Source organism: Kastovskya adunca, assembly GCF_059505785.1.
In genome coordinates this window covers 90,955-116,412 of record NZ_JCACLG010000032.1, presented here as the reverse complement: position 1 = coordinate 116,412, position 25,458 = coordinate 90,955, and the positions used below count along the sequence as shown (strand labels likewise).

The window sequence follows — 25,458 nt, the reverse complement described above, 5'->3', positions numbered from 1 at the left end:
GATGTTGAGTAACAGTTTTATGGCAGTGCCCAGTCGTCAGGGTTAGAAGTTAGTATGACTTACACCCATCACCTGTGCCCTCTTACCTCTGAAGTAATAACTAATAACTTACCTCTGAAGTAATAACTAAGAACCTTCCTCAACTTGACTAATTCGACGCAAGTTGAGAATGTCGCTCATTTTCTTAATTTGGGTGAAGCTGCTTTCGAGCTGATCATGGTCGCGGATGTCGATGCAGAGGTCGATAATTGCGGGTCTACCTTGGTGAGTTTTGACGCTGGCGTTGCGAACGTTGATGTTTTGGTCGCTGAGGCGCAACAAGACATCCTTGAAGACGCCGACCCGGTCGAGAACTTCGATTTGAACGTTGACAGGGTAGGTTTGCGGACGCCCCTGACCGTTATCGGTGGGGTTCCAGTTGACGGGGACGAGGCGATCGCCGGAGAAATTTTCCACGTTAGGACAACCCTGGCGGTGAATGGAAATCCCCCGCAAGCGGGTAACCGCACCGATAATTCCTTCCCCTGGTAGGGGATTGCAGCACCCGGCGATGTGATACATGAGGCCTTCGACACCAGCAATGGGTTCGCCCTTAGTGGTTTGGGTTGGGGGAAGTTTTACGATCGCGGTTTGGGTAGCGATCAACTCTTGCGGGTTTAGTTCTGGGGGATTCTGGGCTTTGACGGCTTCTCGGATGCGATTGACCACCAGGTTTAATGTCACTTCCCCGTAGCCCAAGGCGGCGAGTAAGTCTTCTACGCTGTGGTAGTTACAGCGTTCGGCAACAGCCTGTAGGGGAGCCGATTTCATTAAGGCTTCAAAGCCTTGTTTACCGAGTTCTTTTTCCAGAAGTTCCCGACCGCGAGCCACATTTTCGTCTCGATGCGATCGCTTAAACCACTGCCGAATTCGGTTCCGGGCACTGGGCGTCACCACAAAGTTCAGCCAGTCTAAACTAGGATGACCATTTTTCTGGGTGACAATTTCCACAATGTCGCCATTCTGGAGAGTCGTATCAAGCTGTACCATCCGCCCATTGACTCTGCCTCCGGCACAATGGTTTCCCACCTCTGTATGAATCCGGTAGGCAAAATCTACAGGTGTTGCGTTCCGGCTCAGGGGGATCACGTCACCTTTAGGCGTGAAAACATAAACATCATCGTCAAATAAATTGTCTTTGACGCTTTGCATATATTCCTGAGCGTCTTTCAGGTCGTTTTGCCATTCCAATAGTTGCCGCAGCCAAGTCAGCTTTTCGTCTTCAGCGGTGATTTGGGTATTGTTAGAGCCACCTGATTCTTTATATTTCCAGTGTGCCGCGATCCCCCACTCGGCAATATGGTGCATATCAGCCGTGCGAATTTGCACCTCAATGGGGCGACCTGTTTGTCCAATCACACCAGTATGCAAAGACTGATAGCGGTTTGGCTTAGGCAAACCAATGTAATCTTTAAAGCGACCAGGAATCGGTCGAAAGGCATCATGAACCACGGCTAGAGCGCGATAACACTCTTCTTTGGTTTGCACAATCAGCCGCACGGCGGCAATATCATAAATTTCATCAAAGCTTTTGCTCTGCCGCTCCATCTTCTGGTAAATCCCATACAAGTGCTTGGGACGCCCGCTGACTTCTCGGCACCCAATCCCCACTGCTTCTAGTCGTTGGCGCAGCATTTGGGTTACCTGAGTCAGTCGCTCTTCCCGGTCTGAGCGACGTTCGGCAACCAATTCCTGCATTTCCCGGTAAGCCTCTGGCTCAAGATACTTAAAGGATAAATCTTCTAATTCCCACTTAAAGCGTCCAATTCCGAGGCGATTTGCTAGGGGGGCAAAAATGTCTCGCGTTTCTCTGGCAATTCGTCGCTGTTTGTCCGGGCGCAGGTGGGACAGCGTCCGCATATTGTGCAGGCGGTCTGCTAGCTTCACTACAATGACCCGAATATCTGCTGCCATTGCTAAGAACATGCGGCGGAAGTTTTCCGCTTGACGTTCGGTTTTGCTGGAAAAGTTGAACGAAGACAGTTTAGTTACCCCTTCTACCAGTTGCCGCACTTCGATACCAAAGCGCGATTCGATTTCTTCTGGGGTAACATCCGTATCTTCAACGACATCATGGAGGAATCCCGCTGCAATCATGGCACTGCTACCGCCCAAATCTCGCAGTAAGCCAGCAACAGCAACGGGATGAGCAATATAGGCGTCGCCAGAGGCGCGGTACTGACCTTCATGAAGTTCGTAGGCAAAGCTAAATGCCCGACAAATCAGGTCAGTGTCCTCGGAATAGACTGCATCATGGGACGATGAGGCTGTTATTAGACATTCCCGTAACCAGTCAGGAACAACAAAATTAAAAGTGGGGAGAGTGGCTGTGGCTTCCATGGTTCTGTAATTCTTTGGTTAAGGATTAAAAATAGATATGCAAGTTTAGCAGAACTGTTAGGTTCTTCAATATCTTGAAAATAAAGAGAGAATTAATTACCCCAGAGGAATTATTCTGGAGCGTAATGGCTTAGTACTAATTCCGGTTGTTGGCTTTTGGTTGTTCTTGGCGATCGCCTACCAATTAACAACTCAAACCAAGCCAGGTTGAATCCATCAATCGATTTAAATATGAGTTGCTAAAATTCTTGCAGATCGGATGTTAAAAGTAATCTGGCGCTGGACATAAGCACCAAAGTGATATTGGTAGCTGCTTCCTTTCAGTTTGCAGGCTAAGAAGCGGGCTTTTACCGACCGCTATTAATAGAAATAAAATTCTTTATATTAATTCTAGACTAAGAAGGCTCAGATGTTGACACCATCCTATCGTCAAGCTTATCAAACTTTTTTAGAGGCACTTCAGGAGGCGCAGCAAACCACGAGCGTTTCTGCCGGAGGGACGATCGCGCCTATCGTTCAAAACCTGCAAACGTTATTTAAAAATCATATTTTCAGCCTGGATGGAGAGGAATTAGATGGGGCGGTTTTGTCCCGATGGCAGTCTATTCAGACTGAACTTTACAAACAGATGCGGTTGTTGGAGACAGACGCGATGTTGTTGCAGGCAGCGCGGAGTACAACGACTGTGGTGACTCGCCGTGCCTATTTAAGCGATCGCCTCAACATCTTGGTACGCTACTGTGACGCTTTGTTACAACCCCAGGCAGAGTAGGCGCAAACATCGGCAAGAAAAGCAGTCGCTTAAATAGGGAAATTTAGCCGACCAGCACACGTTGTAATCACCAGGAAGAAACATCTGTGCAATGTCCGAAATGTAAGCAGGTAGAGTTGGTTGATGGCATTCTAGATGAGCAGTTGGGAGTGCAGTACTGCAATGAGTTAGGACACAAACTGGCAGAGCGGGTGTTTGAACTGGCAGATTTAGTGAAGCACACCCTAATGGAGATTTTGGCGTTGCCTACCTCATGTGCCAAGTTGCCGTTAATCCGCAACCCGCGAAGCGCAGTGAGTAGACCTCTTGCAATAAATGTACCAGACCCCTCCCCAACCCTCCCCTTACTAAGGGGAGGGGGCAAGATTTCAAGTCTCCCCCCTTACTAAGGGGGGTCTATTCGACTTATGCAAGAGGTCTAGTGATAAGCTGTTACGCATTTAGTTGATTCAAAATGGACTCCCTGTTCTGTGTAGAAAACTTGCGGGTTGCTTATCCCCAGCGACAGCACTCGACGTCAGCGCCTGTTTGGGCGGTGGATGATGTGTCCTTTAGCTTGCAGCCGGGAGAACGCCTGGGATTGGTGGGCGAGTCAGGCTGTGGCAAGTCTACTCTGGGACGAGCGGTAATGCGCTTGTTGCCGGAGTCGTCCCAGGTTGAGGGGCGGGTGATGTTTGCCGGACAGTCGGTGTTCGATCTCTCGCCTGCTCAGTTGCGACGGTTTCGGGGCGAAGTGGTGGCGTTGGTGTTTCAAGACCCGATGACGCGGCTCGATCCCTTGATGACGATTGGGGATCACTGTCTGGAAACGTTACGGGCGCATCAGCCGCAGTTGTCGCGACGGGAATGTAAGGAGAAAGCGATCGCCACCTTAGAAGCGGTAAAAATTCCAGCTAGTCGTTGGTCTCAGTATCCCCACGAGTTTAGCGGTGGTATGCGCCAACGGGTAGCGATCGCTTTAGCATTACTCTTGGAACCCAAGGTGATTGTGGCAGATGAGCCGACGACTAGCTTAGATGTGACGGTTTCGGCACAGATTTTGCAGGAGTTGACCCGCCTATGTCAGGAACGGGAGATGGCACTGCTGTTGATTTCTCACGATTTGGCAATGGTGGGAGAGTATTGCGATCGCATTGCCGTGATGTACAAAGGTCAGATGGTGGAAATGGGAGCCGTTAAGCCAATTTTCCAAGACCCCCAACATGAGTACACGCGATCGCTTCTAGAAGCAGCACTGCATATTCAAGCGATTAATAGTCATACTCAGGACTCCCAACCTAACGATTTGGAATCCTCCCTGCTGCGCGTCACGGATTTAAAGCAGCACTACACCCTGGAAAGCAACTTTTTTGAGCAACTGTTGTTTAAAAAGCCTGCCTCGCTGATTAAAGCGGTGGATGGAGTCAGTTTTGAGTTGTATGCGGGTGAGATTTTGGGATTAGTCGGAGAATCCGGTTGTGGGAAGAGTACTCTCTCTCGAACCATTTTGCAGCTCGTTCGCCCTACTTCTGGCAAGGTAGAGTTTTTAGGGAAAAATTTAACCCAGTTGTCAGGGCAATCACTGCGAGAAATCCGCAGGCAAATTCAGATGGTATTTCAAGACCCCCACGCTTGCTTGAACCCATTGATGACGGTGGGTGAAAGTATTGCTGACCCGTTATTTATCCATCGGCTAGCGGATCGGGAGGAGGCGAAACAGCAGGTGCTGCAGATGCTGGAACGAGTGGGGTTAACGCCCGCTGAGGATTTTTACTCTTACTACCCTAGTAACCTGTCGGGAGGACAACAACAACGGGTAGCGATCGCCAGAGCTTTAATTACTCATCCGCAACTGCTAATCTGTGATGAACCAGTGAGTATGTTGGATGCCAGCGTGCAGACGCAGGTGCTGGAGTTGATGCAGTCCCTGAAGGAAGAGTTTAACCTCACGTACTTATTTATTACCCATGACCTGTGGGTGGCAAGATTTTTATGCGATCGCATCGCCGTCATGAACAACGGTCAGATTGTGGAAATTGGGCCAACCCACGAACTGTTTACCAATCCCCAGCATCCTTACACCCGCACCTTACTCCAAGCCGCTCCCTTACTCGCCTTGCAGAAACCTTAGCTTTACTGACTAGCTAATTAGTCATCATCCTCAAGAGAGGTTCGGGAGCAAACCTAGCGAATCAGCGTCTATTGACAAGACTTAGCCTATGTCAGAAATTATGAAAACTTTACGTTTGCTTCCCCTCGCTGCCCTTGCTACAGCATCCTTCTTTTCTTTTGGTGGAGTTCGCCCCACTGCTGCTAGTACGTTTGACGCGGTTGATGTTGACCAAGGTCGATTCGTCGCTGTTGCGGCTCCCTTCGGAAGCAATCGTTACCAACTATTAATTATTGAGCAAGTATCAGACCAGCAAGACTGCTGGAGCGAAAATGGTTCCGAACCTGTGACAATCGAGCCGCTGCTGATGAACTTTGACTTTACGGGTATTTGTTCCCGTAGCACCGATAGCAATGGCTATTCGATTCGCATGGCAGATGAAGATATGGGACTGCAATATATCCTGCGATTAGTACAGCGCAACGGAGAATTGAAGCTGATTGGCAGCCACCGGACAAATCGCAAAGCGCCAGAAATTGAAATCGGTAGCACCCAAGGGTTAGCCGACGGCTTCCACAAAATCATCCTCAACCCAGAGTGGGCATTTGCCCGCCGCGCCTACAACGGCAAAAACTTAGGTCATGTTTATCTCAGCAGTCAGGAAACGGCTCCGGCTCCTGTGGCAAATACTAGCCAACCCTTACTTCCCTCACGCTCAGAACCGTTACCCCCACTTCCTACGGCTCCAGCAAGTGATAGGGAGCTAATCTTCACTCCCCAACCCAACACCCCACCTGCTGATTTAGAACCAATTCCCGAAATAGCTCCACAACCCCTACCAGAAGTTCCTGTGTTTGTGTTGCCGGCTAATTAATTGATCCTAAATTTGCACGGGCTAACTTTGCCAGCGTTGCTATTAGGTTTAGGTAAGGGGTCAGGATACATGGCACCTGTAACCCTCTTCAAACCTTCTTATCCCTCTCTCTTCCAAAAGCTACTGTGTTGTGTCTGACAAGATGGCTTTGCCTCATGAAGATCCCCCTAATAACCTTTTTTAAGGGGGTTAGGGGGATCAGACTTTTACATCCTGGTAAGAGATGTGCGTACAGGGTAGGGGGAGTAAGAAAAGTATCTGTAGCAAGCATTAGAGAATTGATGTAACAACTACCTGGAAGCGCCGATGATGCAGCCACTACGGGCAGGCAGTTTCAGGGATAGGTTACGAGAGTCTGAACTACCCCACGATGCCTCAGCACTGCCATACAACACCTGGGTGGGCTGAGAGAGTAAGTCTGTTGCCTCAACGCTGATCTGTGCGGATTCCGTGTCTGCATTGATGGCAACGATAATTTCTTCTGCTCCCAATCGCCGTACAAAGACATACACCAGTCCCTCGGCAAACAAGACATTGTAGGAACCTGTCCGCAAGGCTGTGTAAGTGTGACGCAGGGCGATTAGATGGCGATGATACTCAAGAATGTCTCGGTTCCAGGCTTGTTCTAAGGGGAAGCTACGCCGGGAGTCAGGATCAACAGCACCGGGCAAACCGACTTCATCGCCGTAGTAGATGCTAGGCGCACCGGGAAAGGTGAGCAATAACAAGGTTGCCAACTCTACGCTGGCGTGGTCTTCTCCGGCAATGCTCAGTAATCGGGCTGTGTCATGACTGGCGAGTAAGTTGAGCTGAGTGAGTTGAATTTCCCAAGGGTACAGTTGCAGCAAGTACTGAATTTTGGCGGCATATCCGGCAGCATCGAGGGCAGGATAGGGTTCGTAGGAGGAGTGCTGTACGTATTCCATGACAACGCGATCGCCAGCGGTAAAGGCAATGGTGGGAGCGGTAAATAGGTAATTCATCACGCCGTCAAATTGCGTGCCATCTAGCCACTGACGAGAGTCTCGCCACACTTCCCCGACGATATAAGCTTCCGGGTTGATTCCTTTGACGCGATCGCGAAATTCTTGCCAAAACCCTGGTGTCTTCACCTCAAACGGCACATCCAAGCGCCAGCCATCGATACCGAGTTTGACCCAGTACTCGGCAATCTGCATAATGTATTCCCGCACGTCTGGATTGTCGTGGTTAAACTCCGGTAACGCCCGGTTACCGTCCCAACTGCCATAGTTAGCAGGTTTGCTGCCATCGTAGGCAGATAGGGGCCAACCTTCAATCTTGAACCAATCCACCCAAGGCGAGTGGGGGCCATTTTCTAGCACATCATGGAAAAAGAAAAAGCCGCGACTGGAGTGGTTAAATACGCCATCCAGGACGACTTTGATGTCCCGCTCGTGCGCCGCCTCCAGCAGCTCCATAAAGGCCACATTCCCCCCTAGGAGAGGATCTATCTGGTAGTAGTCGTGGGTATGATAGCGATGATTGCTGGCAGATTGGAAAATGGGGGTAAAGTAAATTGCGTTGATTCCCAGGTTTTGCAAGTAATCCAGTTGCTCGATTGTGCCCCACAAGTCGCCTCCTTTGTAGCCTTGGAGAGTCGGGAGGGCATCCCAGGGTTCTAAGGGCATTCCTTTGGAAAAGTGCGATCGCGGTTGTTTGCTACGAGCAAAACGGTCTGGAAAGATTTGATAAAAAACAGCGTGTTTAACCCAATCCGGTGTCTGAATCTGCATAGATAACTGCCTAGCTTTTTCATGGCTACCTTACAGACATTCAGTCCTTTCTGGGTCTTACTTCTGATAGATAAATTTCTTAAAAGCGCGATCGCTTGAGGCAAAAATCTTTAAAGAGGGCTAAAAGGCGATCGCTCCCTAACATTCCCAAAATTTGCCTTAATTAATTGTCCTTCCTACCCGGTTAGGAAAAATAAAAAAACTACCTTCCTTTCCGGCTCTCTAAATGTTCAGTAATTACACGGTTATCCTCTACCGTCAAGCCAGTAATACAGTAATTACACTGACACTCTCTCTGCTAAAACCCGAAACTTTTACAATTCTCAAAATACCAGGAACACTTTTTCTCTCGCTTTATCAAGGCGCTGGAATGATGGCAAAGAGTTGATTTACTGCTCATGTAGCGATCCTGCAACTCTATATCCGAAGTGCGATCGCCTCGATCCTCTCTTCCTTCCCCAACGAGGGGAACTCAAATCTTTGATATCTAAAAATCACTCCTTTTTCCATCGGCTTTAGAAAAATTTTATATTCTTTAAGTTTTATAAATAAATTACTTGCGTCTATTAATAGTGTTTTATTTGTTGATTCATTCGCACGGTAGAGGGCTTTCAATAACAAAGCACCCTAGACTATGATTGTTAGTTAATCGATTTAAGTTGTTCCCTCATGTTGTCCTATCAGCCCCCTGTTCTACGCGTCCTCGTCGTTGATGACCACGAACTGACTCGTTTTAGTCTCAAATTAGCTCTCTCTAGCCAACGAAACATTGAATTGGTAGGTTTAGCTAGTAATGGTAAAGAAGCTATTGAAATGGTCGAGCGTTATCGACCGGACGTGATTATCCTCGACTTGCAGATGCCAGTGATGGATGGTCTGAGTGCCTCTACTCACATCAAAAGCATTGAACCCAATATTCAAATCATCGCCTACTCGTCAGTCGATGATCCGCAAATTGAAGTCATGAGCCAAACAGCTCGAGTTGACGCCTTTTGCAAAAAAGACACAGCCACCAAAGATCTGATTGCATTAGTTAGACAATTGGGCTTGCGAGCCGCTAGTTGCTAAAAATCCCTTCAAATCCTTTGGTAGCTCTGAAGGGAGCAATGCTCCCTACCTAATTCATTAATTCTCGTTGGCTTTTCCCGAAAAAGTCCGCTGGAATTCCTCAATCAAGTCATCTAACTCTTCAAGAGCTTGATTGACATCAATTCTTAGCGTACCCAAGTCTGGTTGCTCTAAGAGCCGCACTAGATATTCTCGCTTGCTTTCTACGATGGCAATCCGTTCTCGAATCATTTTTTCGTCCATTGTCTGCCTCCTGTGCCGACTCTCTTACTGATATAAATCAAGACTAACGCAGGAACGGTGGACGCTTAGGATCAGTAGGCTTATTTTTAATCACCTCAGAAATAAAGCGCTTGAGTGCCTTCTCACGGTTCTTCATAAAGGCAGACCAGAAGCCCGGTTGAAATTCGTCCATTGTTTTTGCCAACGCCCAAACATCTACAGCCAAGATGTTGTAGAGCGTTTCATCTTCACGCTTCAACGTGTTGAGTTGATCGAGGATAACCCGGCTTTTCTTCGGAGCTTCCTGTTTTTCTTCTTTAATCATGGTGAGAACTCGGCTACTAATCTAGTGACGGATGGCAGACTACAACGACCTGTTTTAATCATACGGGGTGTCTCGGTAACTGCCCTTAGTGTGAATTACTGAAGTTTAGAAAATTCGCTCTAGTGTAAGCCGTACAATCTTCACCCCAATTTCGAGGTCAAATTTTTGCCAAAATCGACAAAAACGGCTGCTGACCGGGCTTTTGTATAAGTAAAGCCGCCCTCTCCTAGATAGGCGTTGTCCAGCATCTACCCCTAAGATTACCCACTGGCAACGATAATTAAAGCTAAAGTGACTGCTAGTTGGATAGTAACTTGTGAAACTATTACCTCAAACTTCTCTAGGAACATTAGGTCTAATTGTCGGTGGGCTATTGGCATTAATGGGCTTCGTTGCCTATGGCACCGGAAACGCTACCTTAAACTTGGTGGGATTCTTCTACGGTATTCCTATCCTCTTAGGAGGACTCGCCCTCAAAGCCTCCGAACTCAAGCCTGTCCCCTTCAGCCAGCCGACAACTCCGGAGATGCTGGAACTGCGCGAGCAACAATCCACTTCTACCCAAAAGCAAATTCGCGAAGATGTCATGCGCTATCGCTACGGACAAGAAGCTCATCTCGATAGCTCCTTAGAGCTTCTAGGTCTATCCCCCACCGATGAGGAAAGACCAGTACTGACAGGCTTGCGAGAAACTGAAGTAGATGGAGGTTACGCGTTAATTTTGGAATTCAACTCACCCTTGATTCCCTTAGAGACTTGGCAGCAAAAGCAGGAAAAGCTCGAAAAATTTTTTGGGCCGGGTATCCGAGTTGACTTAATGCAACCAGAGGAAGACCGTGTTGATGTAGCGTTGATTGCTACACCTAAAGTCGCCGCCGCCTAATCATTGTCTAAGCACACGGCGTACCCTTAAAGATAGCGGTCTAGACCAACATTCAGTTCAGTAGCCACCGCCTGATGATTACTTTTCTAAGCGCACGGCGTACCATTGGAGATAGTGGTCTGGGCCAACATCCAGCTCACAAGATGTGTTGAGCAAGTAGCGAGCTTGTTCCTCCACAGCACTAATTTTCTGCAAATCTCGTGGCAAATCATCCTGCCGAGTCGCTAAGACGGCTTGTAATTTTTCCAGTAACTCTGCCTGAGTGAGAAACTGCTCCGGTTGGTCGGATTCCAGCAGGACGTAGGCATCTTCCTGGTACATGATGGAGTCTGGCATGGTGATTTCCTAGCTGGGAAGCGTCTGGCTCAAGTGTAACGCTATTGATTTTAAGGCTGAAGTGTAAAGGATGAAGTCAAAAAATTGCTTCCAACCTTCTGACTTCACGCTTCAGATTTGACATCTTTTTCCAAACGCATAAAAATTTTTTCATCCTTGGCTTCGCCCGCTTCATACTTCATCCTTCAGACTTTTTAAAAAATATGTTTCTCTCTCTCGAATATGAACCCGCTTTAGAGTCATTGGGTTATGACTACTTCGATGAAGTAACCGCAGCGGAATTTCCTAGTCATATCCTGCGGTTTCGTAATGACCGATTGCTCCCGCTCCTGGGCTTAAATCCTCAAGAAGTCACGGACGCTGATTTTATCCAAGCCTTTGGTAAATTTCAGGGCGTACGACCATTTTTGGCACTGCGCTACCACGGCTATCAGTTTGGGGAGTATAATCCCCGGCTAGGAGATGGCAGAGGCTTTCTCTACGGTCAAGTTCGTGGCGTTGATGGCGAACTCTACGATTTCGGTACTAAAGGCTCTGGAACAACTCCCTACTCTCGCAGTGCCGATGGCAGGTTGACGCTCAAAGGTGGCGTCCGGGAAGTGCTGGCGGCGGAAGCATTGCATAGTCTGGGTGTCCGCACTTCCCGCTGTCTGAGCATGATTGAAACGGGTGAGGGGCTGTGGCGGGGAGATGAGCCGTCGCCTACCCGCTCTTCTGTGATGATCCGTCTGAACCGCTCCCACATTCGCTTTGGTACTTTTGAGCGATTGCACTTCTTTAAGCGGAAGGATTTAATCGAGAAGCTTTTAGACCATGTAATTGAGGAATACTATTCCCATATTCTTGCTCAAGCAGGAGAAAAACAGCAGCAGTACGCGGAGTTTTACGCGGAGTTAGTGCAACGCACTGCCAAACTCGCGGCTCAATGGATGGCAGCAGGCTTTTGTCATGCCGTTTTGAATACGGATAATATGTCGATTACAGGGGAAAGCTTTGATTATGGCCCCTACGCTTTTATCCCCACCTACAATCCCGAATTTACCGCTGCCTATTTTGACTATTACGGGCGCTACAGTTACGGCAATCAACCTGCCATTTGTCGATTAAATCTAGAAATGCTTGGCTCTGCTTTGGGCGCTGTGATTCCAGAAGCTGATTTGGAAGCTGGTTTGGCAAGGTTCGAGGAGCATTACTACCTCACCTATCGAGAGCTAATGCTGAATAAATTGGGATTTGAGCAAGTTAGCGAACCGCAAGCCGATCAGTTATTGACGCTGACTATTCAATTTTTGCAAGCTAGTCAGGTGGGTTATCACGCTTTCTTTGGGGAACTCAGTCAACAGTTTGAGGCAAGTTGGCGAGATGATAGTGAGCAAATTTTAAACCCCAATTCCTCTTCTGTCATAACTGAGGAAACATCGTTACTACTTACAAAATGGCGAGAGCCTTACCATCACCTTTTGCAGAGTTTATCAGCGGCTGAACTGGAAAGTATAGCGATCCGGCTCAAGGATAAAAATCCTCAAACGGCGTTATTGCGTCCGTTGATTGAGTCGGTTTGGGCAGCGATTACTCAAGAGGATAATTGGCAGCCGTTCTATGAGTTGGTGCAGCGACTACAAAATAAGCAGTGAGCTGAGATGTCGTTGAGGATCAATGCACTGAGGGGATTTATAGGGGCGTGAATCGCCTAAAATCACTGTAAAATCAAGCTCAACTATTACCCAAAGGTGAGCTTGTGCGTGAAGAATTTATTAAACCACGGCAACCCAGCTTACCGATTCCACCGCCCTTGGTTTCCTCAAAGCTGGGTTCGTTTGCTCACGCAACTGTCACTCAGCGCCTTCCGGCGATCGCTAAACGAGTGATTGAACTTAACTCCTTTCCCCCAAGCATTGATGAAAAGCTGGAACTTCTGAGGCGGGAACTGTTGCAGGGGGTTGTGCGTTTTTTGCACGATGAGGCGGCACCGGATGCAGCCGTGTGGCGGGAGTATCTAGAACCCTACTTAGGACAAAGCTGGCTGGATATTCCTTGGTACTTTGCCGAGGTCTACTTTTACCGCCGCATTCTAGAAGCGACAGGTTACTTTCTGCCTGGGGAATGGCAGGGTTTCGATCCCTTTACGGTGCAAAAACATCAAGGTTTAGTCACCGCGATCGCTTCTATTCAAACCTTAAGCCAACAAGTCAATGTCGTCATTGAAAATCTCCAACAGAACGATTGTCAATGGGACAAAGCTGAGGTGATTAACCTGCTGTATGTTGCCCTGTGGGGGAATCGGGCGGACTTAAGCCTCTGGGTGGAAGGAGAACACGACCGCCGCCTCACAGAAGCTCCCCCAGAACAAACCCACGTCTTAGTCGATCGAACGGCTCAAATTGCAGACAAGCTGGCTAGTTTTGAGCAGGTACGTCTGGATGTAATTGTTGATAATTCGGGATTTGAGCTATTTTGCGATTTGTGCCTAGTGGATTTTTTGCTGGCAACTCAGGTGGCTCAAACGATCTACCTGCATCTCAAAGGGCAACCCCTTTTTGTATCTGATGCCCTGATTAAGGATGTTCACTACACCTTAGAGGTATTGGCGGCGGATCATTCGCCAGCCGTGGGAGCGGTGACTCGACGCCTGCAAGACTATATTGCTAGCGATCGCTTGCGGATGCGCGAACATGCGTTTTGGGCGGCACCCCAGAGTTTTTGGGAAATGCCAGAGGATTTGCGTCAAGAACTCGCCCAATCCCAGTTAGTGTTTGTTAAAGGGGATGCCAACTATCGACGATTATTAGGCGATCGCCACTGGGAATTTACCACCAATTTTGAGGATATTGTTGATTATTTTCCTGCTCCCTTCCTAGTTGCCCTCCGCACATTGAAGTCGGAAGTAGCAGCAGGATTGCAGCCAGAACAGGTAGAGGCATTGAATCAGGAAGATCCCCAGTGGTTAGTTAATGGAAAGTGGGGGTTAATTCAGCGGGCTGGGGATGGGGAGAGTTCTCAGTAAGATGTAATTGCCCAAGCACTCTACCCCAGCCCTCTCACCTTATCGAGACCCTACCTCTCCAAAATTCTGATAACGCCTGTGCCTATCCTTGGGTAGGGGAGCCGCCATCAGTAAAATCTTCTCCAGTAGCCAAGGTGCAATACGGTTGCACCACACCGCTAAATGACTTTGCCATCCGACGATGATTTCTGGCAAATCCTTCTGCAATCCGGCGACGAGTGCTTGGGCGACTTTCTGCGTCGTCGTCGGTACTATCCAGCGAAACCACTGCAAGTCTCGCACCATATCCGTATCCGTCAAGGTGGGCAACAACGCCAGCACTCGCACATTGTGGGCGGCTAGTTCGCCCCGCAAGGCTTGGGTAAAGCCCAATATGGCAAACTTGGTGGCGGAGTAAGTTGCCATCGTTGGTGCGGCTACCTTACCCATCAAGCTCGAAACATTGACGATTGTCCCTTCGCGTTGCACTACCATGCGTCGGGCAATCAGACGAGTCATGGTGTACATGCCGATTAAGTTGATCCCCAGTTCTTCCTGCACTTGCGGCAGTCGAGACTCTAAGAACGGTGCTTGGTGGGCAACGCCTGCACAGTTAACGAGGAGATGAATGGGGCCACAATCGCGCCACGCTTTGGCGATCGCAATATTCACCTCTACCAACTGCGACAAATCCAGCGCCAAAATTACGGCTTGTGCGCCCAGTGCTTCGATTTCTGCGGCGACTTCTGCTAGTCGAGTTTCATCGCGGGCTACTAGTAACAAGCGTTTGGCTCCTTGTTTGGCTAGTTCTAGGGCGATCGCTCGCCCAATTCCACGAGAAGCTCCGGTAATCAGAGCCGTCTTTCCTTGAATATTCATAGATAAAACCTCCAGAGTTGGAGTCTCACCACCGATTTAACCAGTGCAAAATAGGATGTTTTTGTTGCTTAAGTATCCTAATCTGCACCCAGTGAGACAAATGTTGACTCGTAACTGAGGGATGAATTGATGCTTCCAAAGCAAGATAGTTAACGGAAATCTTGCTGCTAAGACCTCATTTTTGTAGAGCCTGAAACGTATCTTTGGTAGAAACCTCAGTAATGTTTGAGTTGAAGGGGCAAGGAGGCAATGGTGTGTAGATTCCTAAGCCAGCTCAAACAAATTCAAGATATCTCTTGGCTGACTGCATGGGGTGCGTTTAGCACAGTCAGGGATATATCTTTGAGGCAATTCGGGAATTAGTTCCCAGAACAGCCAAGGGTGAGGTAGAGCATAAATGGTACGTCTCCTAGATACGAATAGCTACTTGAAGTAAGCTTACATGCATACTGTATCAATCAAATCAAGCAGTAGCAACATTTTTTTATAAACTTTCCGTAACATTTGTTTACAAAGTTGTTTATTCCTTGCCTGAAAAAGGTTTGAGCGATCGCAGTTTTGTATTAGGTGCGGCTTATTTGTGTAAAAGGCGTAATAAAACTCAGTAGCGATCGCTTTTATTTACAGCAAAAAGTTGAGGAAGCGTCTTCAGCTACCACTCAACTAAGCAGGCTTAATTTATTAGAGCCTGCCGAAAAATTTGTCTTGTTACAGTTCTTGACGATGAGGCTGAGTGACAGTTCCTGAATGAAGCTGAGTTGTCAGCGATCCCCACCGCAGATTAAGACTGCACCCGTTGCAAAGTGGTTCGTTTGGGATCGAGAATTTTTTGCCCCACACTGGAGAACTTAACCGCAATAGACACCTTAGTTCCTGAACCGAAAACGTGAGTCACTTGACCTGTACCGAAAAGCTCGTGAATGATTAGTTCACCGACTTTCCAACTTTGTGACTGATCTGAGGAAAGCTTAGTGGTTTGCGACTTCCGTTGTGAGGACGTGGAAGCATTCCCGTTAGTTTTGACCTTTACTAAGGTGCTGCAAAGGAGTTCTTTGGGGATTTCTCCTAAGAATTGCGAGACAACAGCGGGTTCCCGATTTCCGTAGAGGCGGCGCTCCCGTGCATGGGAGAGATAGAGTTGTTCCTCAGCCCTGGTAATCCCTACATAACAGAGGCGACGTTCTTCTTCCAAGGCTACGGGATCGTCCATCGAGCGGAAGTTGGGGAAAAGCCCCTGTTCTAACCCGACTAAAAAGACGAGGGGGAATTCTAATCCCTTCGCCGCGTGTAATGTCATTAGTGAGACTGCGTTTTGTCCCTCTTTTAAGTTATCTAGGTCAGAGGCGAGGGAGGCATTAGCCAGAAAATTTTCTAGGTTGGAGTCGTCATTTTCTTCCTCAAACTGCAACACCGCATTGTAGAGTTCTTGAACGTTAGCGATTCTATCTTGGGCTTCATCCGTTCCTTGGTTTTTTAACTCTTGAATGTAAGCAGAATCATCCATAATGCCCTGAAGAATCTGGGAAGCAGGTAATATCTCAATCTGCGATCGCCAATTGCTAATCGTTTCTACAAACTTCAGAATCGGCTTAGCCGTGCGTCCGGCGAGGGTATTTACCGATGTTTCATCGCTGATAATTTCCCACAATGGCACGCCCAATTCCACCGCCGCCCCTTCTAAGCGATCCATCGTCGCTTTACCGATCCCGCGTCGAGGAATGTTAATAATCCGCTTCAAGCTGACGCTATCGGCAGGATTTACCAAAATCCGCAGGTAAGCCAGGCAGTCTTTAACTTCTTTGCGGTCGTAAAATTTCAAACCACCAACAACGTGATAAGGAATACTGGCGCGAACTAAAATGTCTTCAAAGGGTCGAGACTGGGCATTAGTGCGGTAGAGAATCGCAAAATCGCCCCAGTTCCACTCTGGGTGCTGACGTTCGTAGGTACGAATGCGCTCGATGACAAATTCTGCTTCGTCACGCTCATCTTCGGCGCGGTGGTAATAAATCGGCAGCCCCGCTTCACGGGTAGGGCGCAAAATTTTCTCAATCCGCTGAGTGTTCTTCTCAATTAGGTGATTAGCCGCTTGCAGAATGTTTTCTCTAGAGCGGTAGTTTTCCTCTAGCTTCACCAATGTGCGGCTGTCTTCATGAGGTAACCCATCACCAAAGTCTTCCTGAAATTCCAGCAAAATTTTGTAATCGGCTCCCCGGAAGGCGTAAATGCTTTGGTCAACATCCCCAACCGCGAAAATAGAGCGATTTTGCCACTCCCACTCGGTTTTTTGCGTCTCTCCATTCGTAGTTAGCAGGCGGATGAGTTCGTACTGGATGCGGTTGGTGTCTTGATACTCATCTACCAGAATGTGCCGAAATTGCCGATGCCAATAACCCAGTACCTGCTCGTTTTGGCGGAAGAGTTGCACGGGGACGAGAATCAGGTCGTCAAAGTCGAGGGAGTTGTTTTCGGCGAGGGCTTTCTGATAACGGCTGTAAACTTCAGCGATCGCTCGTCCTCGATAGTTGGATTGGCTTTGTTCAAATTCACTGGGGGTCAAGCCTTGGTTTTTTGCCGCACTGATGGTGTAGCGGACAGCACGCGGGTTAAATTTCTTTTCATCTAGGTTTAGCTGCTTGATGACGATCTCTTTAACTAGGCTTTGGGCGTCGTTTTCGTCAAAGATGGAAAAGCTGCGCGTCCATGTATGACCTTTTTCATCTTGGTATTTATTGATGTCGTAGCGCAAGATTCTGGCACAAAGGGCGTGGAAGGTGCCGATCCACAAGTCTTTGACAATGGTTTTATAAATGCGCGATCGCAGCCTGGTCTGTTCTTCCGGTGTCAGTGCTGACCACGGCTTACCATACTCAGATTCGGCTTTTTGTTCGGCAAATAGCTTCTCAATCCGTTCTTTCATCTCCCGCGCCGCTTTATTTGTGAAGGTAACGGCAAGGATATTGTCGGGAGCAACACGGTGCTTCAAAATCAGATTCGCAATGCGGTAGATTAGCACCCTGGTTTTACCAGCACCAGCACCAGCAGCAACCAGCAAGGGCCCGCAGAAGTGTTCAACGGCTTGGCGTTGGCTGGGATTTAGGTGGCGGAGAAAGTCAGTGGTTGACGGCATGGCTGGACGGAGGGACGCGAAAGTTATCAGTAAGGTTATCCTAGCCTGCTCTGCTTTACTAAGGATTTTTGTTGAGGGGGTAGGTATAAAGGAACGAATTATAGAATCTGTGGGTTGATCAGGGCTGATTAACTGCCCGTGTGATTGATTGATGTTTCATTTTGCCCCTTTAGCTTATATTTAATCCGGAATCAATCAGGTAGCGTTTGTTATGGTATCGGGGAGTAGGGTGAACAAGGCGATTAAGAGCCTAATTAAATGAAAGTGCGATCGCTACTGCCACACGAATAACGGCAGTTAATTTTTGGCAATAAATCTGTAGGAGACACTGAAGGCAATGGAGGAAAAATCCAAGCAATCTAGAACCGCTGAGACGGCTCAAACTCCCAAAAAGATTCTTATTGTTGATGATGATGCTGCTATCCGGAAGTTAATCTACCGCTTTTTAGGTCAAAAGAACTATCAAGTGGAGGCGGCTGAAGACGGCAGGACTGCCCTAAAACGATTTGAAGAATTTAGCCCTGACCTGGTAATTCTCGATGTGATTTTGCCTGACATTATCGGCTATGAAGTTTGCCAGGAAATGAAGCAGCGCTGGGGGGGTACTCTGGTCATGCTGCTGACTAGCTTGACCGATGTAGAGCACCACGTTACAGGACTAGAGTGGGCTGATGCCTATCTGACGAAGCCCTTCCATCTCCGAGTTCTGGAAAAGCAAGTGCAAGCGCTGTTGCGACTTCTCCCGTCTCCCTCCACTGCGGCGGAACGGGAACCTCTCCACTTTGGTAAATTAATGATTGATCCGATGCGCCGTGAGGTCAGCTTCGACAATCGGCTAATTAGCTTAACGGCGTTGGAATTTGATCTGCTGCATTTTTTTGCACAGCACCCAGGGCGAGTTTGTTCGCGCCAGCAATTGATTAGAGAGGTGTGGGATCACGAATTTGTTGGAGATGGGCGAGTTGTTGACGTTCACATCGGTCAAATTCGCCGCAAGATTGAGCCGGATTCGACTCAGCCGATATATATTCGCACGAGTCGGGGCGTCGGCTATCTATTTGATCCTCCTGAACCTTCAAAACAGTGACGATTAATCAACAAGAGAGTTGAGCCGGATTTTTAGTTGCCAAAACTGTAACTTGTCAACGCTCCAAAAGAGTTAATGCCAGATTGGGAACACCTATCAATTGTGTTCCCTTTATTTTGTTATGACTCGTCTTTGTTTCTATTCCCACCTGAATAATTGGGATCGAATTAGAACGTTATGTCTAGTCGTGAGTTTGCTGGGTTTAACTGCCTGCCAAGCTGCTCCGGCTCAACAAGTAGAAATACCCAGAACTCTGACTGTCTCCGGTAAAGGCTCTGTGAATATCCCCACCAGCCTGACTCAGGTACGTTTGGGGGTTGAGGTGCAGGGTAAAACAGCTCAGGACGTGCAGCAGGAAGTAGCGCAGCGATCGCAAGCTGTAATCGACCAGCTCAAGTCCCGCCAGGTAGAAAAATTGGAAACTACAGGGATCAGCCTCAACCCCAACTACAACTACAACGGCGGGAAACAAACGATTATTGGTTATACTGGCACGAATATCGTCAGCTTTCGGATTGAAACCAAGAATTCCGGGACACTGCTAGATGATGCCATCAAAGCGGGTGCAACTCGGATCGATGGCATTAGTTTTGTGGCTACCGATGAAGCGATCGCCCAAGCCCAACAGCAAGCGATCCAAAAAGCCTCAGACGATGCCAAAAAACAAGCGAATGCGGCTCTAAGTGCCTTGGATCTTAGCCAAAAAGAAGTGATCGGCATTCAAGTCAATGGTGCGAGTCCTCCGTACCCCCCCGTACCTTTTGCTGTGGGAGCGATCGCCAGTCAACCCGCCCAAGAAAATGCCCAAACTCCCGTAATCGGTGGCGAACAGAAAATCGAGCAAGCTGTGACGCTGCAAGTTCGTTACTAATCGACTACTCCTCTCGGCTCGAATTTTGTTACATCCGTTTTTCGCCCATAGGCGTGTAGGTAGGGACGCAAAGCTTTGTGTCCCTACCTTTGATCTATTCAGCAAATGTCGATAATCGTCTAAAGTAAATAGCAATCTTTCAAGAAAACCAGTCTTGAGGTCAGTATTTTGAAGAGCAAGCAGGGGAACTAACGACTCTCTGCTGGCGACACTGTCAAAAATACGAGGTGAGGAGATGAGAAAATTTGCTGTCCCCAGATTGGTGATTCTGGGTTCAATCGGGTTTATTTCACTCAGAGTTATAGGAGGGGCGATCGCCTTTCCTTTCCCTCAGCCAGCTGCCAATGCTCCCACATCAATCGCCGCCTCAAATACGTCTGGCTTAATCTGGCCCACTCAAGGCTTCATTTCTCAAGGCTTTCATACCTATCACGAAGGAATCGACATTTCAGGATCGATCGGGGTTCCTGTTGTTGCTGCGGCTACAGGTGAAGTGATCAAGGCAGGTTGGGATGATTGGGGATTAGGCAATGCCATAGAAATCAAGCATCCCGATGGTAGTCAAACGGTCTATGGTCACAATCATCGTCTATTCGTAAGCAAGGGTGATGTTGTGCGCCAGGGTGAAGTTATTGCCGAGATGGGCAGTAGTGGTAATAGCACAGGCCCTCACTTGCATTTTGAAGTTTATCCCAATGGTCGCGATCCCATTAACCCCTTGGCGTCTTTACCGTCTCTAGTGGCAGGTAAGATTCCATCACAGCAATCCATTGCCGTTGCTCCAGGAAGACCTGCATCTGTTGCTCCTGAACTTACTACTCCTGTACCTTTTACAGCAACTGCTGTTAGGGCTACCGGAATATGTAGCAATGAAACTCTAGTTACAGGTGAGACGGCAAAGTTTCGTGTGAATATTTGTCGGGAAAATGGTCAGTTATTTTACGTTGGGCAATCGAAGCAGAATCCTAACGATTCCATGCGGATACCTGCTCGCAACATTGGTGGCGGTCGGTATCGTGCAGATAACGGTAGTTATTCCTACTACGTTACCCAGAATCGCCTAGAGGTGTTGCGGTATGGTCGTCGGATTCGTGTGGAAAATTTGTCCAATCGAGGTAGCTAATTCTCTTGGGCAGTAAACAAGATTGGCAACCCGTGGAAGTACTTACTATTTTGGGGTTATTTAGCTCAAAATTTTGAGTTATGTAACACCCTAAGGGCTTAACTGATGCTCTAGAGCGATCGCACTTGTTGCCTTTTCTGTGAAGGCTAGCTTCTGCGATCGCTCTTTTGTTTCTAATTCTCTAGACAAAACCTAATAATCTACAACATTAAGTTTAGATAAACAACCCCAAATTTACTCAAAATCGAGGTTAATTTTGAGGTGAGTCCATCTGTGTTATCACTTACTTCAAAAATAGGTAAATAATCATGGAAATACTTGCTTACGCGCACTCCTATGCTGCTTATGAAGAGGCAGCAGGTATCGAGTACGATCTTCCGAAATTAAATCTAAATTGGGCTAAACTTCCAAGTTCAGCTTGGCTGAGTTTACTCGGCGTCGCTGTTCTGTTCGGCAGTATGAATATGGTGGCTCCAGCTTCAGCCGCCCAATATTTTGTGAATACCAGGGGCAGTTGCTTAAATGCCCGCACTGGCCCCGGCACAGTCTATCCCTCCGCTATCTGCGTCCGCAATGGAGCAGCCCTCAAGAATGTCGTTCGTTTTGAAAACGGTTGGGCGCAACTTTCCAGCGGGCGTTGGGTTGCAGCTCAATTCATCAGCACGGCTCCTGGTAGTGGTAGTACTCCTGGAAACGTGGGTGGCCCACTTCTGCGTCCAGGTGCTCGGAATCAGGCAGTTAGGGATGTTCAAATCGCTTTGAGACTCCCCGTCGATGGAGTTTACGGCCCCAATACCGCAGCAGCCGTCCGACGGTTCCAGGCAAATAATGGCTTACTTGTAGATGGAATTGTTGGGCCACAAACTCGTAGAGCTTTGTTCCGTTGATAGGAAGATTCAGAAAAGAAGCGAGTTCTTACGCTTGGGAACTACCCAAGTTAACCTTACTAACTCAGCAGTTCTCTGGTTTTGAGACTTCTTCCTCAATTACTTCTTCCTTTGACTATTCATCTTTACCCCCGGTGTGTTTGGAAAAAGCAACATACATACCAGGGGATTTTTTTTAGTAAAAGCTCTATAGTCAACTGACTTCTAAAAAATGGTATCTTTTGCACCCCATTGCATCACTAATGAGGGAAATTCTGGCTCAAAAACACCGAGTAAGGAAGCACCAAGGATATCTTAATAGGAGCGGGATGAGGGATGAAAGGGAAAGGGTGAGCCATTAATGACCCACCCTTTTCTTTTCTCATATTTGAGAGTGCAACCTGATTGAAGCTTGCACCCAGATATTACATTGAGCGATGGGGCTTAATCACCGTGTTATCTTGAGCATCAACGCCTAAGGTTTCGCGACGCATTTGCTCTGCCGCGTCAACGGTATCTTGTTTGACATGCATTTCAACTCGTGGCTCTTCCGAGAGGTTTTTTACCTGAGCATCTTGAGAATGAGAAGCTTGAGCACTTTCAACAGCGTGCTTGACGTCACCAGTTGCTTCTTCTACAGATAGCTTGGTGTGGTCAGCCGCACCTTTGACTTTGTTCATTGCCTGTTCTAAATGGGGTTTAGCCCGATCAGCCGCCTCTTTGGCTTGCCCTTGCGCCTCATCTAGGCGGGATTTGACATTTTTAGCCGCATCTTTGACTTTACCTTTGACTTGATCAGCGGCATCTTCCGGTGCATTCTGAGCAGTCAAACCACCAGCAACTGCACCGACGACTGCACCAAGGACGGCTCCAGTGCGACCCGCGATTTTCCCACCCAAAACGGTACCAACAGCGGCTCCTGCGACACCTGCGCCAACAGTACCCATTGTTTTGTTGTCTGCTTTATCGGTTGTAGGAGCTTCAGGTGGCGTAGTGGTCAGTTCAGAATTGTTAGGGAACGGTTCTAAATTGGGATTGTGAGTAGTCATATTCTTTTATAATCTCTTTAACATTAAAACGATAAAACTTCATTTGGAAAAAGTTTTATGTCTACCTTCTATTTAAGAAGTACTCAGAAGAATTAACCTGAGGCTAAAGAGATAAATTGCCTTGGCGCTAGTCTGTCGTTGGGAATAATTCTTAGGTTTAATTAAGAAAGATACTAAGAACTATTTTTGTTAAGATATGCTACCGAATATTTTTACTACTTTACTAGTAAGACGGGCAATGTACCTATTCACTTCTCCTAGTATTAGGGCTGAGAAATTATGATTTTTTGTGATGCGCTTCCACAACAGTGTGAACATTGCCGCGTGGAGTAAAGTCACCTTTAACGGCAATTTCTAACGGATCACAGACGGCAATTAAGTCATCAAGAATTTGGTTAATACTTTCTTCGTGAGAAATGTAGCGATCGCGGTAGCTATTGATATACAGTTTCAGTGCCTTTAGTTCCACCACTTTTTCATCAGGAACGTAATCGACATGAATAGTCGCAAAGTCTGGATACCCAGAAAACGGACATTTGCAAGTAAATTCTGGCAACGTAATTTGAATGTTGTAGCGACGCCCAATGCGCGGGTTTGGGAAGGTAATTAGCTGTCCTTCCGCAATGGCACGTTCGCCATAGGTCATTGGCTCGGTCGGGGCTTCAGGAGAAGGCGGCTGGGCTGAGAATTGAGTCATAGTATATGTTGTTGTAGTCCGTAGTTATTCGCCCTGAGGATTTTGAGCAATAGCATCGGTTAGCTGTATAAATTTTACAAGTGAACAATTTACAGCTAGTTATTTTTTCACCTTTTAGTGGCTAGGCAAGTTTAGCCAACCTATCTCACTTTCCAGCTTTAGCTGTTATTAGAAAGTTTTGTGAGATTTTGAGGCGTCTGTGTCGAAGGATTCCCAATCGGGGCATTGCTCGGTATCCCATCCATAGGGGTGCATCCCACAAACCAGCAAGTTTCCTTCATAAACTTGACCGTGGTAATTGCAGCAACCAATGCAAGCGGGGTTCTTCTGTGCAGTTGGTTCTTCCGGATAGACGAAATAATAATCCGGTTCTCCGGCTATCTGCTCAAGCTCTGAGTAGATCTCAGAAATGGGTTCAAGCATCTCTTGGAGATATTGGTCAAATTCAGCACCGAAAGCATTTTCCACTTCATCGGCAACCGCATCAACAACTTCAGCAACTCCCTGGAAGAATTGCTCAACTTCAGAAGCTACTGCTTCAGCGATTTCCAAAAAACTTTTAGGCCACTCTTCCATTTTGGGCACCAACTATACACAATAATAACGGCAACTGAGGTATAGGAGCGATCGCGCCCGGACTTCCACACCTGTTGTTGCCTCGTACTTTTCTATTGACGATTTAGCCGACGCAGTTCTTCTTGCATTGCTTGCACCTGTTGGCGCAAAACTTCGACATTTTCGTCATCTGTATCAGTCGTCTCGTCCTCATCAGAGAGGATCTCAATCCGGCGCGGCTCATTTTTATTTTTAGAGGCATCCGAAGCTTGCTCAACCGGAGGTTGTTGCGCTTGCTTCATCATGTCATCTACAAAGCGACGGGCTTCGTCGGCTGTCATTTCGCCCTTGGATACCATTTCATCTGCCAGCTTTTGAGCCTGAGAACGTAACTCACCTAGAGTTACCCCGGCTCTTTCACTCGCAGAAGCAGCCAAACCTACTCCAAGGTAAAACGCTTTTTGTACAAGATTTCCAAAACCACCAGCCATCGCAATTAAGGCTCCAACACTTACGCCAGTATCATCTGCTTCCAGGATACGAGCGAAACCAGAAACTTGCCCACCCCACTCAAGGTAGACAAATCACTAGTTAATTATGACGGTAATCCAGCCCTAGCGCCAAGTCAAAATAGCGATCGCCTAATTATTTGTTACTTTCTACGGCTTTAGTTTCTTAGCGAACTGCTCATATCAGTCTAGCCAAACTAATGTGCGATCGCGCCCTCCCATCCTTCTCCAACCCCCGACCTTAATAAAGACCAGAGGACTCTAATGACCGTATTAAAGCTTCAATAAATCTTTTGCCCAACAGGCTTGATAATAACCCACATGACACAACCAGCAAGGCTGCAATCCCTATGTTAAGCAAGTTCAATTCTGTAGACGATAACAAGTAAGGGATGAGTACCATAAAAGTACCAAGTGCAGCTCCTCCCAGAAATCGGTAGACAACCTTAGCGGCAGAATGCTTTTTAAGATCAGTATCTTCCGAAGCCATATAAGGGTTCTTTAACTCCTTAGTCACATAATAGCCCGCTGCAACGAAGGGTTAGGTTTCAGTGCGTGACTGAGGGGCTTGCTGTTTCTTCCAGTCGTCGGTTAGTAGACCAGAAAAACCCCAGTCTTCGTCTGCAATTTCTTGAATGACAATATGCGTATGCTCTGGCTTCTTCCCAAGTATACGCACCAGTGAAGCGGTCACCTCTTTGACTAGTTGAGCCTTTTGGTCTCTCGTCGCACCTTTCGTAATCTGGATGTTCACGTATGGCATGGTAATTCCTTTGTGGGTGTTCAATTCGCGAAAGCTTGAACAGCTTAGGCAAGGGTTAAACTCATGAAACCTAAGGCAAAAGTCAGCGGTTGCAGCGCAATATTAGGCGGCTCTAAAGTTAGAGGTGATGCAACGTCCCTCGCCTATTACACTATGAGCGATCGCATCTCATGCAAAGTCACCCTATCATCGGGTGGAGTGGCAGTTTAAGTCATTTGGGGAAATGGCAGAGTATCAGAAAGCT

General features: G+C 47.6%; 26 protein-coding genes. 13 read left to right on the top strand and 13 right to left on the bottom strand.

Annotated elements, in window-relative coordinates; translation table 11 throughout:
* Nucleotides 1–126: 126 nt before the first annotated feature.
* Complete coding sequence (locus tag AC5JR3_RS12185) at nt 127–2,379, bottom strand: RelA/SpoT family protein (RefSeq protein WP_495846299.1); 2,253 nt, start codon at nt 2,377–2,379, stop codon at nt 127–129.
* Nucleotides 2,380–2,788: 409 nt separating this feature from the next.
* On the opposite strand from AC5JR3_RS12185, the gene patD reads away from it, so the two are divergent.
* The 4 genes from patD (at nt 2,789) to AC5JR3_RS12165 (ending at nt 6,114) form a co-directional block, all read left to right on the top strand.
* Entirely contained in the window at nt 2,789–3,151 is a 363-nt protein-coding gene (gene patD / locus AC5JR3_RS12180) for a heterocyst frequency control protein PatD (RefSeq protein ID WP_495846297.1), read from the top strand.
* 86 nt (nt 3,152–3,237) lie between these two features.
* The gene (locus AC5JR3_RS12175; protein ID WP_495846295.1) at nt 3,238–3,540 is read left to right on the top strand and encodes a hypothetical protein; all 303 of its coding nucleotides are present in this window, start codon (nt 3,238–3,240) and stop codon (nt 3,538–3,540) included.
* Nucleotides 3,541–3,605: 65 nt separating this feature from the next.
* Entirely contained in the window at nt 3,606–5,261 is a 1,656-nt protein-coding gene (locus AC5JR3_RS12170) for a dipeptide ABC transporter ATP-binding protein (protein ID WP_495846293.1), read from the top strand.
* Between the two features lie 100 nt (nt 5,262–5,361).
* Nucleotides 5,362–6,114: a DUF3747 domain-containing protein gene (locus AC5JR3_RS12165; RefSeq protein WP_495846291.1), complete on the top strand. Its 753-nt coding sequence runs from the start codon at nt 5,362–5,364 to the stop codon at nt 6,112–6,114.
* A gap of 290 nt (nt 6,115–6,404) precedes the next feature.
* Here the strand turns inward: AC5JR3_RS12165 and AC5JR3_RS12160 are convergent, their stop codons facing one another.
* Nucleotides 6,405–7,868, bottom strand: a complete 1,464-nt coding sequence (locus AC5JR3_RS12160; protein ID WP_495846289.1) for a glycoside hydrolase family 13 protein — start codon at nt 7,866–7,868, stop codon at nt 6,405–6,407.
* A 669-nt stretch (nt 7,869–8,537) separates the two neighbouring features.
* Between AC5JR3_RS12160 and AC5JR3_RS12155 the strand changes: the two genes are divergently transcribed.
* Nucleotides 8,538–8,936, top strand: coding sequence for a response regulator (locus AC5JR3_RS12155; RefSeq protein ID WP_495846287.1), 399 nt, complete (start codon nt 8,538–8,540; stop codon nt 8,934–8,936).
* Nucleotides 8,937–8,993: 57 nt separating this feature from the next.
* Here the strand turns inward: AC5JR3_RS12155 and AC5JR3_RS12150 are convergent, their stop codons facing one another.
* Nucleotides 8,994–9,179: a hypothetical protein gene (locus tag AC5JR3_RS12150; RefSeq protein WP_495846285.1), complete on the bottom strand. Its 186-nt coding sequence runs from the start codon at nt 9,177–9,179 to the stop codon at nt 8,994–8,996.
* A gap of 43 nt (nt 9,180–9,222) precedes the next feature.
* Complete coding sequence (locus AC5JR3_RS12145) at nt 9,223–9,483, bottom strand: hypothetical protein (RefSeq protein ID WP_495846283.1); 261 nt, start codon at nt 9,481–9,483, stop codon at nt 9,223–9,225.
* 382 nt (nt 9,484–9,865) lie between these two features.
* Between AC5JR3_RS12145 and AC5JR3_RS12140 the strand changes: the two genes are divergently transcribed.
* On the top strand, nt 9,866–10,366 hold the full coding sequence (locus tag AC5JR3_RS12140) for a DUF2854 domain-containing protein (protein ID WP_495846542.1): 501 nt from the start codon (nt 9,866–9,868) through the stop codon (nt 10,364–10,366).
* A gap of 78 nt (nt 10,367–10,444) precedes the next feature.
* Here AC5JR3_RS12140 and AC5JR3_RS12135 read toward each other — a convergent pair whose 3' ends face one another.
* The gene (locus AC5JR3_RS12135) at nt 10,445–10,702 is read right to left on the bottom strand and encodes a CRR7 family NDH-1 assembly protein (RefSeq protein WP_495846281.1); all 258 of its coding nucleotides are present in this window, start codon (nt 10,700–10,702) and stop codon (nt 10,445–10,447) included.
* Nucleotides 10,703–10,905: 203 nt separating this feature from the next.
* Here AC5JR3_RS12135 and AC5JR3_RS12130 point away from each other — a divergent pair, with 203 nt between their 5' ends.
* A complete protein-coding gene (locus AC5JR3_RS12130) occupies nt 10,906–12,336 on the top strand; it encodes a protein adenylyltransferase SelO (RefSeq protein WP_495846279.1) in 1,431 nt (476 codons plus the stop codon).
* A 104-nt stretch (nt 12,337–12,440) separates the two neighbouring features.
* Nucleotides 12,441–13,706, top strand: coding sequence for a damage-control phosphatase ARMT1 family protein (locus AC5JR3_RS12125; RefSeq protein WP_495846277.1), 1,266 nt, complete (start codon nt 12,441–12,443; stop codon nt 13,704–13,706).
* A 39-nt stretch (nt 13,707–13,745) separates the two neighbouring features.
* Here AC5JR3_RS12125 and AC5JR3_RS12120 read toward each other — a convergent pair whose 3' ends face one another.
* Together AC5JR3_RS12120 and pcrA are read right to left on the bottom strand one after the other, a co-directional pair.
* The gene (locus tag AC5JR3_RS12120; protein WP_495846275.1) at nt 13,746–14,564 is read right to left on the bottom strand and encodes an SDR family NAD(P)-dependent oxidoreductase; all 819 of its coding nucleotides are present in this window, start codon (nt 14,562–14,564) and stop codon (nt 13,746–13,748) included.
* A 781-nt stretch (nt 14,565–15,345) separates the two neighbouring features.
* Entirely contained in the window at nt 15,346–17,694 is a 2,349-nt protein-coding gene (pcrA, locus tag AC5JR3_RS12115; protein ID WP_495846273.1) for a DNA helicase PcrA, read from the bottom strand.
* Between the two features lie 337 nt (nt 17,695–18,031).
* Between pcrA and AC5JR3_RS12110 the strand changes: the two genes are divergently transcribed.
* From AC5JR3_RS12110 to AC5JR3_RS12095, 4 genes are all read left to right on the top strand, one after another.
* Nucleotides 18,032–18,781, top strand: coding sequence for a response regulator transcription factor (locus AC5JR3_RS12110; protein ID WP_495846271.1), 750 nt, complete (start codon nt 18,032–18,034; stop codon nt 18,779–18,781).
* A 187-nt stretch (nt 18,782–18,968) separates the two neighbouring features.
* Nucleotides 18,969–19,652, top strand: a complete 684-nt coding sequence (locus tag AC5JR3_RS12105) for an SIMPL domain-containing protein (RefSeq protein WP_495846269.1) — start codon at nt 18,969–18,971, stop codon at nt 19,650–19,652.
* Between the two features lie 235 nt (nt 19,653–19,887).
* Entirely contained in the window at nt 19,888–20,775 is an 888-nt protein-coding gene (locus AC5JR3_RS12100) for a M23 family metallopeptidase (protein ID WP_495846267.1), read from the top strand.
* Between the two features lie 308 nt (nt 20,776–21,083).
* Nucleotides 21,084–21,662, top strand: coding sequence for a peptidoglycan-binding protein (locus AC5JR3_RS12095; RefSeq protein WP_495846265.1), 579 nt, complete (start codon nt 21,084–21,086; stop codon nt 21,660–21,662).
* 404 nt (nt 21,663–22,066) lie between these two features.
* Here the strand turns inward: AC5JR3_RS12095 and AC5JR3_RS12090 are convergent, their stop codons facing one another.
* The 6 genes from AC5JR3_RS12090 to AC5JR3_RS12065 all read right to left on the bottom strand — a co-directional run bounded on the left by AC5JR3_RS12090 (nt 22,067) and on the right by AC5JR3_RS12065 (nt 25,214).
* Nucleotides 22,067–22,690, bottom strand: coding sequence for a hypothetical protein (locus AC5JR3_RS12090; protein ID WP_495846263.1), 624 nt, complete (start codon nt 22,688–22,690; stop codon nt 22,067–22,069).
* A 277-nt stretch (nt 22,691–22,967) separates the two neighbouring features.
* Nucleotides 22,968–23,387, bottom strand: a complete 420-nt coding sequence (queF, locus tag AC5JR3_RS12085; RefSeq protein WP_495846261.1) for a preQ(1) synthase — start codon at nt 23,385–23,387, stop codon at nt 22,968–22,970.
* A 168-nt stretch (nt 23,388–23,555) separates the two neighbouring features.
* Complete coding sequence (locus AC5JR3_RS12080; RefSeq protein ID WP_495846259.1) at nt 23,556–23,963, bottom strand: hypothetical protein; 408 nt, start codon at nt 23,961–23,963, stop codon at nt 23,556–23,558.
* 92 nt (nt 23,964–24,055) lie between these two features.
* Nucleotides 24,056–24,433 carry a phasin family protein gene (locus AC5JR3_RS12075; RefSeq protein WP_495846257.1) on the bottom strand — a complete coding sequence of 126 codons (378 nt, stop codon included), beginning with the start codon at nt 24,431–24,433 and terminating at the stop codon, nt 24,056–24,058.
* Nucleotides 24,434–24,692: 259 nt separating this feature from the next.
* The gene (locus tag AC5JR3_RS12070) at nt 24,693–24,941 is read right to left on the bottom strand and encodes a hypothetical protein (protein WP_495846255.1); all 249 of its coding nucleotides are present in this window, start codon (nt 24,939–24,941) and stop codon (nt 24,693–24,695) included.
* Nucleotides 24,942–24,992: 51 nt separating this feature from the next.
* Nucleotides 24,993–25,214, bottom strand: coding sequence for a tautomerase family protein (locus tag AC5JR3_RS12065; protein ID WP_495846253.1), 222 nt, complete (start codon nt 25,212–25,214; stop codon nt 24,993–24,995).
* A gap of 63 nt (nt 25,215–25,277) precedes the next feature.
* Here AC5JR3_RS12065 and AC5JR3_RS12060 point away from each other — a divergent pair, with 63 nt between their 5' ends.
* Nucleotides 25,278–25,424 (top strand): hypothetical protein, encoded by a 147-nt coding sequence (locus tag AC5JR3_RS12060; RefSeq protein ID WP_495846251.1) that lies wholly within the window; start codon nt 25,278–25,280, stop codon nt 25,422–25,424.
* The last annotated feature ends 34 nt before the right edge of the window (nt 25,425–25,458 follow it).